11 protein-coding genes and 1 pseudogene are annotated in these 15679 nt (G+C 30.8%); 6 read left to right on the forward strand and 6 right to left on the reverse strand.

Going from position 1 to position 15679, the window contains the following annotated elements; all coding sequences use genetic code 11:
- The 6 genes from OA93_RS21950 to OA93_RS21975 all read left to right on the forward strand — a co-directional run bounded on the left by OA93_RS21950 (nucleotide 1) and on the right by OA93_RS21975 (nucleotide 6050).
- Nucleotides 1-1335: a sigma-54 dependent transcriptional regulator gene (locus tag OA93_RS21950; RefSeq protein ID WP_039116267.1), complete on the forward strand. Its 1335-nt coding sequence runs from the start codon at nucleotides 1-3 to the stop codon at nucleotides 1333-1335.
- A gap of 230 nt (nucleotides 1336-1565) precedes the next feature.
- On the forward strand, nucleotides 1566-2129 hold the full coding sequence (locus OA93_RS24305; protein WP_165572131.1) for a DMP19 family protein: 564 nt from the start codon (nucleotides 1566-1568) through the stop codon (nucleotides 2127-2129).
- 214 nt (nucleotides 2130-2343) lie between these two features.
- Entirely contained in the window at nucleotides 2344-2727 is a 384-nt protein-coding gene (locus OA93_RS21960; protein ID WP_039116269.1) for a GreA/GreB family elongation factor, read from the forward strand.
- 65 nt (nucleotides 2728-2792) lie between these two features.
- Entirely contained in the window at nucleotides 2793-3773 is a 981-nt protein-coding gene (locus OA93_RS21965; RefSeq protein WP_039116270.1) for a helix-turn-helix transcriptional regulator, read from the forward strand.
- Between the two features lie 194 nt (nucleotides 3774-3967).
- Nucleotides 3968-4948: an AraC family transcriptional regulator gene (locus OA93_RS21970; RefSeq protein ID WP_039116272.1), complete on the forward strand. Its 981-nt coding sequence runs from the start codon at nucleotides 3968-3970 to the stop codon at nucleotides 4946-4948.
- A 70-nt stretch (nucleotides 4949-5018) separates the two neighbouring features.
- The gene (locus OA93_RS21975; RefSeq protein WP_039116273.1) at nucleotides 5019-6050 is read left to right on the forward strand and encodes an AraC family transcriptional regulator; all 1032 of its coding nucleotides are present in this window, start codon (nucleotides 5019-5021) and stop codon (nucleotides 6048-6050) included.
- 146 nt (nucleotides 6051-6196) lie between these two features.
- Here the strand turns inward: OA93_RS21975 and OA93_RS21980 are convergent, their stop codons facing one another.
- The 6 genes and pseudogenes from OA93_RS21980 to OA93_RS25205 form a co-directional block, all read right to left on the reverse strand.
- Nucleotides 6197-6586 carry a hypothetical protein gene (locus OA93_RS21980; protein WP_039116275.1) on the reverse strand — a complete coding sequence of 130 codons (390 nt, stop codon included), beginning with the start codon at nucleotides 6584-6586 and terminating at the stop codon, nucleotides 6197-6199.
- A 119-nt stretch (nucleotides 6587-6705) separates the two neighbouring features.
- Nucleotides 6706-8673: an OmpA family protein gene (locus OA93_RS21985; RefSeq protein ID WP_039116283.1), complete on the reverse strand. Its 1968-nt coding sequence runs from the start codon at nucleotides 8671-8673 to the stop codon at nucleotides 6706-6708.
- Between the two features lie 20 nt (nucleotides 8674-8693).
- Nucleotides 8694-9614, reverse strand: a complete 921-nt coding sequence (locus tag OA93_RS21990) for a type IX secretion system membrane protein PorP/SprF (protein ID WP_039116276.1) — start codon at nucleotides 9612-9614, stop codon at nucleotides 8694-8696.
- A gap of 36 nt (nucleotides 9615-9650) precedes the next feature.
- Nucleotides 9651-10970, reverse strand: coding sequence for a T9SS C-terminal target domain-containing protein (locus OA93_RS21995; protein WP_039116278.1), 1320 nt, complete (start codon nucleotides 10968-10970; stop codon nucleotides 9651-9653).
- A gap of 632 nt (nucleotides 10971-11602) precedes the next feature.
- On the reverse strand, nucleotides 11603-14026 hold the full coding sequence (locus OA93_RS25200; RefSeq protein ID WP_052259570.1) for a DHH family phosphoesterase: 2424 nt from the start codon (nucleotides 14024-14026) through the stop codon (nucleotides 11603-11605).
- A gap of 70 nt (nucleotides 14027-14096) precedes the next feature.
- Nucleotides 14097-15679: pseudogene (locus OA93_RS25205) on the reverse strand (hypothetical protein); the annotation flags it as partial.

The raw sequence follows: 15679 nt of genomic DNA on the forward strand, positions 1-15679 counted from the left end.
ATGAACTTAAAGAAAGAAAACATACTAATTGTAGATGATAATTATGACATGCTAGATTTGCTTCAGCGCAATCTAAAAGCATTAAATTATCATATCTATAAAGCATCATCAGTAAATGAAGCTTTAGGTATTTTAAAATATACCAGTATAGACCTCCTTATTACCGACCTTAATATGCCGGAAATAAATGGTATTGAATTAATAAAGTTTACTGAAGAACATTATCCATTAATGCCTAAATTGGTAATAACAGGTTTACCATCAATTAATAGTGCCGTAATTTCGATACAAGCTGGTGCATTCGATTATTTGGTTAAACCATTCACAAATGAAGAACTTAAAAAAGCGGTTGAGAATTCCTTTATAAAAACAAGAAATAAAGCAAAAACTCTACTACCGAAAAAAAACTCTATACCAATAGATAATAATTATTCTGGTATTGTAGGTAACTCTGATCAATTAAGAGATTTAATTGAGATAATAAAAAGAGTTAAAAACAACATGGCAACAGTACTTATACAAGGAGATAGTGGTACTGGAAAAGAACTTATCGCTAAAGCAATACATTATAATGGTGTTCTAGCGAAAATGCCTTTTATTACTGTAAACTGCGGTGGAATTCCAGAAGGACTAATGGAATCTGAACTTTTTGGCTATGTAAAAGGAGCATTTACTGGAGCTAATGAATCAAGAATCGGATTGTTTCAAGCAGCTTCTGGAGGAACAATTTTTCTAGATGAAATTGGTACAGCTTCATTATCTGTACAAACAAGACTTCTTAGAGTACTTCAGGAAAAAGAGATTACAAGAGTAGGATCACAAATTCCCGAGAAACTTAATGTTAGAATAATTGCTGCATCTAATACCGATTTATTTCAAATGGTACAAAAAAATGCTTTTAGAGAAGATTTATATTATAGACTAAATGTTGTTAATATCAAGACAACACCTTTAAGAGAAAGAAAAGAGGATATCATTCCTATAATAGATACTTTTTTAAAAAAATACAGTATTGAATATGATAAACCAAACATCTCAATCACCGAAAAAGCGATCGAAATATTACTACGCTACTCTTGGCCTGGTAATGTTCGTGAACTCGAAAACATTATACAGCGTATGATAATAATGAGCGATGATATTATAGATATTCAACAAATTCCAGAGCATCTTAAATATCACATCTCAAGTGGAGAAATAAACATTCTTAAATCACTAAAAGAATATGAAAAAGAACAGATTTTAAAAGTTCTTGCAGCTGTTGATAATAATAAAACTCATGCTGCAAAAATATTACAAATTGACCGTAAAACACTTAATCAGAAAATTATATGAGTCTGAATTGGGTAATTATTCCTCGAATGACACCAAATTCCCATGGCTCAAAAACAAATGATTTTATAAGCTTCTATATCATTAAATTGATTAGCAACTTGTTAACTTTTATATGAGTTTAAGGCATACATTTTGCCTTAATTCATACATAAATACATACAAAAGCAATATTTATATTGTTATACAAAACGAATTAAAATAACCTCAATAAAGCAGAAAAAATGGAAAAGATGATGAAAACGAAAATGGATACGATAATGGAAGTGAAAGCTGAAATAAAAACAGGAACAATAAAAAATACATTACCGAAAATTACCAAAAAAGAAATTTTAGAAGCAAAAGAAAATACTTGGGATTTTTTCTTTCTATTACTTTCTAAATATTATGAATTAATGGATGGGCAATATGATGAAACTGAAAATGAATTTAATACTGCCCAGCATACATTAATGGCATATAATATACTATATGGTGAAGTTACTAATGGAGGTTATTTATCCCTAATACAAAATGGATACGGTGGTTATATATTTGAAACTCTTTTCTCTGAAACAATGAAGGTATGGGGAATAAAAGAAATGGCAATAAATATAGATAAAGCCAAAGAAATTTATTTAGCACATAAACCTTTTTTAGAAATGGAAAGGACAGAGGAACAATTTTCAAGAATGTATCAAGAGTTTCCACATTTTAATTCTATCGATAAAGATTTTTTCAAGATTATGGACGATGAAAGCGAAAAAATTAAAATACATATTCAAGAAAACATGAGTGATTTCGCAACTGCAATATAATCATCATCTATAAAAAACTGTAAACATCATCATCCTAATCAGGATAAATACGGCATGCCTTAAGATTAAACAATAATATCATTGTTACTCTTAAAGATTTGTCATATAGTTTCTAACTGCAACTTACTTAAGAATGCTGAATGTTTATAATTAAAATAACTAAAAAAAATAAACTGCTATAAAGCATACGTTTATTAAGTAAAATCAAATTACAATGGAAAATAATAAGATAATAATAGAAGCAAAAGAACTTGAATTATTAAAAGAAATTATATCAACAATACAAAACAATAGCGATAGAATATACAATCTCTCCATTAAAAGATTATCGAGAGAACTTGAGACAGCGACAGTTATGGCTCATAATCAGATGCCTGAAAAAATCGTAAGAATAAATTCAAAAGTAACCGTGCAAATAGCAACCAACATTATTAAAAACTTTCAGATTGTTGTTCCTGAAAAAAGCAATTTAAATCAGAATAAACTATCAGTAATGTCTCCAATGGGATTAGCTCTATATGGATATTCTATTAATGATGAAATCTCATGGCAGTTTCCTTCAGGAATAAATAAATTAAAAATATTAAATGTCGAATAAGCAGCTTTTCAAATATGAATACTATTTAAAAACAAGCTGTATAACTTTATTATATCAATATTACTGTGAAAATAATTAAACACTCATATGGAACCAACTTAGATTGGGTAGCTCCACTAGCTGAGCAATTGGGCGCCAAAGTTGATGGTAATTTTATAATTTCATCAGATGGTCTTTTCTCTGGAAATAGATATTTTTTAGATTGTGAAGACGATATTGTTGCCTATTATGTCGATGGAATAAACAATATGGATTTTAACTTAATCCAAAAAAACACTAGCGATGATTTTATCGGAATATATTATAATTTAACAGAAGGAGGAATAAAATATTCGAGTAGCAATTTTGAGCAAGAAATAGGCCGCTGGCACTATAATCTCTTAGTTATTGATAGTTCACTCGAAACAAATTATTTGATTAAATCGGGAACTAAATCATTTGTTTTTTGCATTTTCATCAAGAAAAACATGATGGAATCCTATGCCAAAAAAAATAATATTACACTAAAAGATATAGACAAAATTACAGATCCAACAAAAAATACTATAATACGATTTGATAGAATGAGTAGTGATAGTTATCATATCCTAACCGACTTACAAAAACTAAAAGTTGGCGGTCCTATATTTGACTTAAACCTCAAGGGAACAGTACATTTATTGTTATCTAATTTTTTCAAAAAAATGTCGAGTACAAGAATTATCATCCAAACTGTAAATAAAACAGACTTGGCTAATATTGTAGCTGTGCAGATGTTTTTAATCGATAATATTGAAGACCACTTTCCAACTATCAAATTCATTGCGAATAAAGCAAACATGTCTGAGTCTAAGTTTAAAAATTTGTTCAAAAAAATAACAGGTATGACACCTAATGCATTTTTCATGGACAATAAGCTACTTAGAGCTAAGGAACTATTAGAAAAAAATCAGCTGTCTATATCACAAGTATCCGACAAGCTTAATTTTACTAATAATTCTTATTTCGCATCAAAATTTAAAGAGCATTTTGGTATTTCACCTAAAACATTTATCAAACAATTATAACATAAAACAAAACTACTTTTTTAATCAACTGTAAAACGATAAAACTATATTTTAAAACATAGGACAAGCAAATAAAAAATCCTTAAATGAATGATACAAAACAAAATCACTAGTAAATAACATATAATAAATACTGACAATCAATATTTTAATATAAAAAAACTTAACTTTATAGTGCATAAAAATATATCTCTGTGAAAATAATAGAACATACTTATGGTGCCGACCTGAACTGGGTTGCTCCTTTTGCATTACAAATGGAAGGAAAAACGGATGGTAATTTTATAGTTATACCAGATAGTATCCAAACCGGAACAAGATATGTTCTGGACTGTGGTGATGGCATTATCGCCTATTACATTGATGTAGCTTATAATAAGAGCTTACATTTTATCCAGAAAAACAATACTAATGATTTTGTAGGGATTTATTATAACTTAACCGAAGGAGAAGCTTCATTAAAGAGTAATACCTTTATGCATGATGTTGGTCGCTGGAAATATAATCTGTCAGTTATTGATGGTGGACTGGAATCAAATTATTTTGTTAAGAACGGAAGTAAAACATACAGTCTTTGCATATTTGTCAAGAAAACTACGATAGCTACATTCGCAAAAAAAAACAATATTACTTTTCATAATATTGATAAAATTGCTGATTCTGAAAAAAATACAATTATTAGATTAGACAGAATGAGCAGCGAAAGTTATCACATACTAACCGATTTGCGTAAGCTAAAAGTTGGAGGGCCTGTATTTGATTTAAATCTAATTGGTACTGTTCATCTATTACTTTCTAATTATTTAAGAAAAATAGCAAGTCATAGAATTATTATACAAACAGTAAATGAATCTGATTTGGCAAATATTGTAGCAACACAAATGTTCTTAATTAGCAATATAGAAGATCATTTTCCGACGATAAAATTGATGGCAAGCAAAGCGAACATGTCAGAATCAAAATTTAAGAATTTATTTAAAAAAATTACAGGCGCAACACCAAATGCATTTTTCATGGATAATAAAATGCTATTAGCTAAAGAACTACTGGAAAAAAAACAACTATCAATATCTCAGGTTTCTGACAAACTTAATTTTACCAACAACTCTTATTTCGCTTCGAAATTTAAAGAGCAATTTGGAATAACTCCAAAATCATTTATTAAACAATTATAAAAATACCGGATTAAAAATATCCATAGCAGTGAATAGAAAATAAAAAAGACTAAACAAAAACTTATCTGCAATGAAAAAAATTACACATTTTTATTCTTTAACTCCAGAATGGCAATACAAACTTGCTGAAGAAATGGGTGGAGAACTTATTGATGATAAAATAATTGTTATTCCTGAAACATTAGGACACGGGCAATCCTATTTTACTCAAATAACACCTGGAATTTCTGCATTATTTATGGATTTTGTTTTAACAACTCCTTTAAAAATAAACCGTCTTAAATCTGAAAACGAATTATATATATTCCATTTTGATTTAAGTGACCATACTAATTTAATTAAAATACAAGATATCGATTATGAAATCGGTTCTGCAATAAATGTAGGGCTAGCAATTATAAGTAATGATATAGAGAGCTCCTTTAAACCTGCAGTAGGACATAGAACATTAGCATTACGTCTACTTGTTGATAAAAACTTATTAAACGAATTTGTAGAAAGTCATCCTAGCGAAGAATTTACTAATAGAAGAATAAAAATAAAAAAAACAGTACCTTATTACTACGATAATATGGATAGTAATAGTATATTACTTATCCAATCCCTAAAGAGTAGATCAGTATATGACAGTTCATTTGATCCCTATCTTAAAGGAATTTCTTTAAAATTATTAGGTAATTTTTTAAATAGATATACAGATTCTGAAGCAGTAAAGAATGAAACTACCGAAATTGAAATAGAAGCTATTACCAAGACAAAAAACTACCTTCTAGATCATTTATACAACCCATTCCCTTCTGTACCTTTTTTATCTAAAATGGCTGGAATGTCACCTTCAAAGTATAAAATGTTATTCAAGAAAGAATTTCATAATACCCCAAATAATCTTTTTATAAAAGAAAAAATGCTTCTTGCAAACCGTCTTTTACAAAGTGGAGATTATAGCACTTTAACAGAAATAATTTATGAGTTAAATTACACCAAATTAAGCTATTTCTGCACAAAATATTATGACCTTTTTCATAGAAAACCTTCTGAGGATTTTATTAAAAAAAAGAAACAAAAAAACTTTGCTGTTCTTAGACCAGATACTTATCTGTAATTATACAAGTACTACTCTTTCTTAGATAAACTAAAAAGAGTAGTATTTTATATTATCTCCTTTTCAATACTTATCTAGCAGTTCAATTTAATCTTTTTGTTTATTCTGTGTTTTACAGACATTGCTATTTATTTCATAATCAAGCATTACCATTCTCTCCAAATATCCGAAATCCCTTTCCCGTTTGCATAAATTTCAGGATTAAGACCAGCAACTAAAGTTATTTCATCTACCAGGTCACATAAATCTTCACTTACACCAAAATCGAATAATCCTTTCTCATCATGAAGTCGATTGAGTGAATTAATAATAATTTCAAACAATTCAATTTTATTTAATTCTGATGCTTTTTCTCCAATTAAGTACAATTTGCCTAGTAAATAGTCAAAAATAGCTTTTGTAGCATCACAATTCTCTTGAGTATATTGCTCAATCCCTTTATCATTTTTATCCTCTGTATCTGCCGAAAAATTATCTATCCATTCATCAAATGGATAATTATCCTTGATTTCATTTAATCTTTTCTGATAAGTCATTACACCTTTTTTTTACTCAATTTAAATCCTCTCGATTTATGTATCTCATATGATCAAAACAAAAAAGTGGATATCATTATGATATCCACTTTTTTTAAAACATATTCCTATTCAAATACCTATTCGTGATGAAAAGAAATAATGAACTCTGAACGTCTGTTTAATTGATGTTGTTTCTCAGAACATTTTACACCATCAGCACATTTATTTATCAATTGAGTTTCACCATAACCTTGGCCTGTAACTCTATCAGCTTTGATTCCTTTACTTACAATATAATTAATAGTAGCTTTAGCTCTTCTATCAGAAAGTTTTAAGTTGTAAGCATTATCTCCACGACTATCTGTATGTGACTTAATATCAACTGTTAATCTTGGATAATCTTTTAAGATCTGTACAACTTTATTCAATTCTTTTTCTGAAGATTTTCTAATATTAGCACCATCTAAGTCAAAATAAATTGGTTGTAAATCAAGAGTTTTTGTTAAATCAGAACCATCAGTAATAGTTTTCCCTCCTTCACCTTCTAACTCTTTTACACTAGGATCTGTTACCAAATATTTATCAATCTCAAAACTTTGATTTTCAAATTTCTTAGGAATAAGTAATTCATGCGTTTGTTGATAATAACCAACTTTATCATAAACTAAAGAATAATCTCCTACTGGTACCTTTAACAAATATTCGCCTGCATTATCAGTATAAAACTCATCTACCATTTTCTTATTTGAATCAAGAACAGTAATCTTAACTTTTGGTAACAATTCGTTTTGTTTACTATCATATACTTTTCCGAAAACAACAAGATCATATTTAACTTTAATCGGTTCTAATTCTGTCAAACCATAAATTTGATCATCATTAGTTCTATTAGATGCAAAGAAACCTTTATGTGTTTCTGGATTAATTACAAATCCAAAATCATCTCCAGATGAATTTATTGGTTTCCCAACATTAACAATTTTATAAGTGTTATCAGTATTCTTGAATGCTTCAAAAACATCTAAACCACCAAGTCCTGGATGTCCATCAGATGCAAAATAAAGTTGCCCTGTAGTTGACATAGAAGGAAAAGTCTCTCTTCCTATTGTATTAATAGTTGGTCCCATATTTTTAACCTCACCAAAAGTCCCATCCTCATTGATTGCAACTTCATATAAATCCGTTTGCCCAATAGAACCTGGTCTGTCTGAAGCAAAAATTAAACTTTTACCATCAGGTCTCAAAGCTGGATGAGCATTTGAAAAAGAATCACTATTAAAAGATAAATCTTCAATGTTAGTCCATTTGTCTTTTACAAGTGTAGCTCTGTAAATTCTAAGACGGTTTGTTTTTGTTTCATCAACACCATATTTATTACCCAAAAAGTTACTTCTGGTAAAATACATTTGATTACCATCCGCAGTAACTACAGCTGTTGATTGGTGGAAAACTGAATTTACTTTTCCATTCATTCTTTTAGCATCAACTAAATCTCCATCATCAGTGATTGTCGCTTCATAAAGTTTGAAAAAAGGTTTTTTATTCCATCTGTCTTTCATTCTCTCTACAACATTTGTATCTCTTGCAGAAGTAAAAATAACCTTATTGTCTTTATAAAAAGATACTCCATAATCAGGCATATTAGAGTTAATACTAACAGGTTTAATTGTAAAACGATTTGACTGTTTTTCAATATTCTGTAAATACTCAGTACCAGCTGCAATTGCTTGCTGTCCTGATTTACTATTAAGCTCTTTTATGATTTTTGATGCCTCTTCAAATTGTCCATTAGATTTTAGACACTGCGAATATCTAAATAACTGGTCATTTGTGAAAACGTAATTATCTTTTAATTTTGCTATCTGATTATAAGACTTTAGAGCATTCTTGTAATCACCATTAAAAAAGTACGAATCCCCTAATTTTGCATAAATTCCAGAAGAGCCAAATTCTTTTTGAACTAGTTTGTCATATAAATCACTTGAACTAACGTATGCATATGCTTGTTTATCGTAATTTTTTTCTGCTCTATTAACTAATCTGTCTTGCGAATAAGAATTATGCAGACCAAATAATACTATCCAAAGTAAAAAGTATTTTTTCATATGTATTTTTGTAATCATTATTAAAAGAATCTCGGATTAATCATTCGTTTATTTGACTTATTGAAAAGATCAAATCTTAAGAAAAATTCATGTGAACCTGAATTATAATTTCCTAGGTTTGTAGTTTCATAATCATACGCATATCCAACCTGTATACCATCTGTTACCTGGAAACCAGCCAATCCACTTACACTAGCATCTACACGGTATGCAGCTCCAATTGTAAATTTATTATTAATTAAGAAGTTTGCAGATACATCAACAGCTATAGGTGCTCCCGATACAAATTTTGCTAAAACTGCTGGTTTGAATCTTAAGTACGGATTAATATCAAATACATATCCTGCAATACCATAAAAATGCGATTTTGTAGTATAGACAGATGATGAAACATCATCAAAAAAATCTGTTTTTAATAATTTTGGAACCGATACTCCAACATACCAATTATAGGTATGTACATATATTCCCGCTCCAACATTAGGTGAAAACTGAGATTCTTTACCCATTAAATACGGATCCTCTGCATTTTTGATATTTAATTTAGAATAATCTACTACAAAATTGTCAAATCCTCCAGAGATACCAAAAGAAACTTTTAAGTCACCATTATTACCCATAATTGTATAGGCATAATTAAGCATAACTCCAGTATTTTTTGTTGGTCCTATCTCATCACTTACTACGTTTAAACCAATACCGTTAGCATGATACCCCAATGGACTTTGTATAGAAAAATTCATTGTTTTTGGAGCTCCATCAAGACCAACCCACTGTGTTCTGTATAACCCCATTGCACTTACCAAATCTCTTGAACCCGTATATCCTGGATTAAAAGTCATTGTATTGTACATGTATTGTGTATACTGGGACTCTTGTTGTGCCGAAGCATCAAAAATCCCTAACAATACAATTGTTACTATGTAAAAAATCTTTTTCATTAGTTGTAATTATTTTTAATTTAATGATTTTTAATTTTATTGATTATTGATGTATAGGTATCCAGATTTCTCTTTTCCTTCTTCTCCCTTGGTATATCTCAATATGTAGAAATAAGTTCCTGTAGGAAGTTTTTCACCTCTATTTACGGTTACACGACCATCAGAGTATCCTCTAAACATCACATCACTCTCATTATATGATTTTGCATCATATACTTTTACTCCCCAACGGTTGTAAATCTCAACTGAATTATCAGGGTAATCTTTAATACCTTCAATAAGGAAAGTATCATTAACTCCATCCCCATTTGGAGATACAGCATTATAAACAATTACATCATCTAATGGCTTATTATCCTTAACAAGTGCCATTGTAAAAATTCCATATCCACTAACCTGAGCAGTTAATAATTGAGAATACCCAGCATCTTTACTTGTATTAGGAATAGGTTCACTTACTTCTCCTTTTTCCTCAATCCATTTGGACGAAGCTGTATCCCAACGCACAATAACTACTTTCATTCCTGAAGCAACATCAAGAAACTCATTTGGTGTTGTTTGTGAATCTAACGTAAGAGTTAGTACAATTTTATCAGCTCCTTCATCTTGTGTTACATTCCAATATTCCTTATCATTAATCAATAATATAGAATCCTCTTTACTTGCATGCTTATATTGATTATCAGAATTTTGATGAAAATACTGAGCTGTATAGATATTACCATCACCAGTGCCTTCTTTAGCATGAAAAGCAGGTCTAAAAAAAAGATCATTCCCTACTGGAAATTCAAACATACTATTTCCTATTTTCTCTACTTTACCATCAACAAAACTTAAGTCACTAGCATCAGAATGTATGGCATTTTCATTAAAAATCACCCTACTTTCACTCTCCTTATTCTTATCCTCATTAGACACTATTATTCCTGTTAGAAATTCTGCCTTTCTGTTAACTGAAATAATTTGATTCAGACGAAAAGAAACCAATGTATCTGATTGGCTATCAAAAATCACATCTTGAAAATTAGTAATTTTACGCCCTTCAAGCTTCTGAACTTTTTTGCCATTGAAAATAGTTTGTCCATCACTTTTATCACTAAACAACACATCTCCATCATTGTTCCAGTTATCAAAAATGTAAACGATTCCATCATTTGTAAAACCTCCCGAAGGCTTGTTTATATATGGTTCATAAACCGATAATATAGTCTTATCATCTACCTTTATGATACCGTCATTAATAAACTGCGCTTGCCCACTTTGAGAAGCCAACAAAACCAGTACAAAACTTAAGATACCACCAGGGTAGCTAACAATTGATTGTTTTGTTTCTTTATATAAGTCATTTTTTTTCATATATAATATTATAATTTATTACACAAATCGCACTTTCTATTATGATACAAAGCTAAATCAATCACAAAATCAACTTAACCCGTAAAAGTTATTGCTATATCAAAATAAGACGAATTAATTTCAGCTATATCTAGCTTATATCTCCCTTAAATCTATCCTTAGTATTCACTATCTCATCATTTTATTTCAAGTCATTTCCTTAATACTTAAACCAAATCCAATTAAATAGTTTTTTATAAATTTCAAATAAATATGAGCTTATAAATTCTCTGAAAAAGAACAAAAAAGAGAACCGAAGTTCTCTTTTCATACAAAAATCTAATCATCAAAAACCATAATATTCAAAATCAAAAGTTGTCCTTCTTTTCACTTAAACACTCTGTTATCAACATTACAAATTTCTTATTAACCCATCATTATTTTTACCTCTAAAAGCTTTTAAACTTATAGATTTGGGTATAAAAAAAGAGAGAGCTAAAGCCCTCTCTTCATAAAAAAAATAAAAAACTATGTTACAAATTGATTGTAGATTAATTCTATTAAAAACTTAATACTAGTTTCTTTTTTAAACACCTCTTTTATAATATTAATACAAGAGGTGTTCATACTTTTAAACTTAAATAACCTTACTATTATTGAACCATATAAGTTTTAATTGTATTATTTTGTGCGTAATCTACAGCCCATGCAAAAAGATTCGCATAGAAAATACTGTTATATATAGTAACATTGTGACTACCAGCACCATAATTAGGTTTTGCTACAGGAACACCTCCTGAAAGCATACTCGCTGGGTAGTTTCCGTATTGGTTGTTACCTACCACACCCGCATTATAACCCGCATCTCCAATAAAAACAAACCCGTATGTATTGTCTCTAAAAGAGAAAACTTTAGATGACCCTTTTTCTGTTGCTAACACGGTACTATTCGTAGGTGCTGTAGTAAGAAATATTGAGTTATCAACATCACCTCCTAAGCTTAATCCTGCAGTATTACCAAAAGGACCGTTTAGAATAGGATCTGCTATATTTGCTATATCACTTAGGTTCAAACCAACAGAATTATTTGCCGCTACTGTGGAAACATTAGTTCCAAGGATACCATTTATAACATTTGGTATGTTACCATCTCTCTCTGAAGCGAAGATAACTACTCCTTTTTTGTTTTTAACAAAATCTGATAAAACCGCAATTACATCTGCATTAGGCTGGTAATTATATGCAATATGAATAATATCAGCATTATTTGTATTAATACTATTCCTAAGAGTAGTAGCACTTGTACTACCACCTAAATTAAAGAATTTAAATGTTCCTAACATCTGAACTTTACCATTCGGACCAAAATTATTTGTATTAGCTAATATTGCTGAAGAAGCCTGACTACTACTGCTACTAGCAGGATTGTAAAGACCATCCCCAATACCAATTACATTCATTGTACGGTATGTAAATAAAATAGACTTAGAACACGTTACACTACTTGAAGTACTATTAGTACTAACTGTGTAAGCATATGAACCTCCTGCTGTAGGAGTTCCTGAAGCTTTTAGTGTTATTGTTTGCGCTCCTGTACTCGTGAAAGTTCCCGTAGCAGAAAAAGAAACTCCATTAAGTGTATTAGTGGTAATACTATAATCTCCTACATAAGTCACGTTTACCGGAACTGCCATTGAATTCTCACTTGTCATAGCTACATTAGGAACATAACTTCCTGAAGTTGTAATACTATTACATGTCATTGTAAAAGCAATAGGTTGTTTTGCAATAACTAAATTAAAATAACAAGTTGCTGGATCTGTCTGAGTTCCTGTTACTGTTAATTCTGCTGTAGCTCCACTCGTAGGTGTCCCTGTTCCTCTAAGCACCACTGTATCTGCACCAAGTTTTGTCAATACGATTGCACCTGAAGAGAAAGATACTCCGTTAACAGTGTTCGTCGAAATTGTTGTTGCCCCTGTAGCTGTAACATTTATAGGTAACGTAATTGTATTATTAGTTGAGTTAAGCGCAACATTTTGCATATATGCTCCACTTTGTGTAGCTCCAGCACAATCCATAGTAAATGCTACTGGTGCAACTATTACTGAAATACCATTACAAGATCCTCCTGCAACAGTACTTGCATTAGAAGTAATATCAAAAAGATTAGTCCCTGAAGCAATTGGAGTACCAGTTCCTGATAATACAACCTTTTGAAGTCCTGTTGTAGTAAAAGTACCTTGTCCCATGAATGAATATCCGTTTACAGTATTCGTTTTCATACTCCAAAAACCTGTATTAGATACATTAACGTCAAGCGTTAACTTATTATCAGCTGTTAAAGGTATTCCAATATTATAAGATCCAAATCTGTCAAGACTTCCACAAGAAATAGCAAAATCAACATTAGCTTTTTCTATATAGATATGTGGTGTACAATCACAAACTACACCATTTAAAATCACTGTTACTACGTCACCCGGATCTCCAGTAGCGTAACCTGTGTTAGGTCTTCCCGTTCCTTTTAATGTTATATCATAAACTCCAGCAGAAGGAAAATTTCCACTCGCTTCAAAATAATACCCATTGGCAGTTGTAGCTGTCATCGTATATGTACCTGCTTGTGTAACTGTAACAGGAACCGTAAGTGTATTATCTCCTGATAAAGTAACTCCTTGCTTGTACGTACCATTAGCTATAACTAATGAACATTGTGCTGCAGAAACATCAAATACTGCTGGTGGAGGTGTACCACACATACTTAACCATTGTACTCTTAAAGAATCCCAATAGTCAAAGCAATTTGAATTTGTATTAAATATCAATAGACCATTTGATAAATTGGCCGTAGGAATAGCATTACGTTGAGCTGTACTCAAACGTGAAATCAACATTCCTTTGTTATTACTCTCTAATTCGAAAATAGCACCATCTTTAGCTTTGGTTGCACCACCGCTAATAGTTCCGTCTTTGATTTTTGCTGTTTCTACCTGAGCAAAAACAGAACCAAAACTTAATAAACATAGGATAACCGCTAAGGTCATCTTCTGCATTTGATTTATATAATTTTTCATATTCTTAAATTTTAATCAGTCTCAAAGCACTTAAAAAGTGCTTTGATCTGATTAATTATTAATTGATTTACTATTTATTTGACATTAATTTTTCCAATTTTTCTAAACGTGCATTCATTTCATCAGTTGCAGCTTTTAATGATTTAGATTCAACTTTTAGTTTTTCAATTTCATTATTTTTAGCTTCTAATTCTTTGTCCTGCTCAATAATATGTAAATACAACTCTTCCGTTTTTTCAAGTAATTGTATAGATAACTCAGAAACATTGAACGAATATCCTTCTTTTGTTTTCATCAATTCGTTGATTGGTGTTATACCTGGCAAGTGATTGTTCTTTTTGATATAAGCATCTATTTCTGCCAACGTTTTAAATTTATAATCTGCTTTAATATCAGAGAATCCTTTAAAGTAATCCTCAAACACATAATCCGCATAATATGAATTCACAGTTGTTATAGCTCCATTTACTCTCAATTTTTCATTTGGAGCATCAGACGGAGCTGTAAAGCCAATTCCAACCCAACCTTGTGTGTATATATTGTCAGTATTTAAAGTTGCTCCTTTTTTAGAATCAACACCATACCAAGGCTCTTTCACAAGATCTGCTAAATTTAAAGGATGTAAAGCTTTGTTCTCATCAGTATAATCTAATGTACCTTCATCAGAATTTATCACCAACTTAGTTAATGTTTGATTTGCACCAACCATGTCAACCATGTTAAAACTTGTAGTAACACCTGCCTCGTCTTTATAATTTAATTCGCCTAGAGAACCATCATATTCAAGAGACGTTAGTGTTTCTACTCCTTTTACTAATGTTGACATATCGATAGGAGAATCTACTCCTGCTTCATCTGTATATGTCAAAGTATGTTTATCAAATACTTGTCCACGCTCATCTGTAGTCTGTGTAACAACATCTTTTAAAGTAGTAACAGTTTCTTTAATAGCTGCTGGATTTCCTGCTGCATCTGTAAAAGTTGCAATGTCATGTCCAGTAGTTACAGTTGGTACAAATGAAGTAACTCCATCAGCTCCTTTTAATCCAGCAAGTTCCTCTGCAGTAAAATCAGCGTATGTAAATGATTTACCATCGGCTCCATTATTACCACTTACCTTAACCCAATTACCATCGGCATCTTTAATGTAAACAATACCTGTTTTAGTATCAATCCAAGCAGTAGTACCAGCAGGTGGTGTAACACCATCTAATCCAGGAACTCCAGGACCTCCAGCTAAACCAGCTGCGCCATCAACTCCATCTTTTCCATTTACTTTAACCCACTTACCGTCGGCAACTTTAACATAGATATAACCTGTTGTAGTGTCAACCCAAGCAGTAGTTCCAGCAGGTGCTGTAACACCATCTATTCCAGGAATACCAGCACCACCAGCTAAACCAGCTGCACCATCAACTCCATTATTTCCACTTACTTTTATCCATTCTCCTGTATTAGGATCTTTGATAAACACAACTCCTAAATCATTTACTAGGATAGTAGCTTCGGCTGGAATAGTAACTCCAGGATCTCCAGGATTACCCTGAATACCTTTGATACCATCGGCACCGTTGTTTCCACTTACCTTAACCCAATTACCATCAGCATCTTTAATGTAAACAATACCTGTTTTAGTATCAATCCAAGCAGTAG

Source organism: Flavobacterium sp. KMS (assembly GCF_000813005.1).
Lineage (GTDB): Bacteria > Bacteroidota > Bacteroidia > Flavobacteriales > Flavobacteriaceae > Flavobacterium.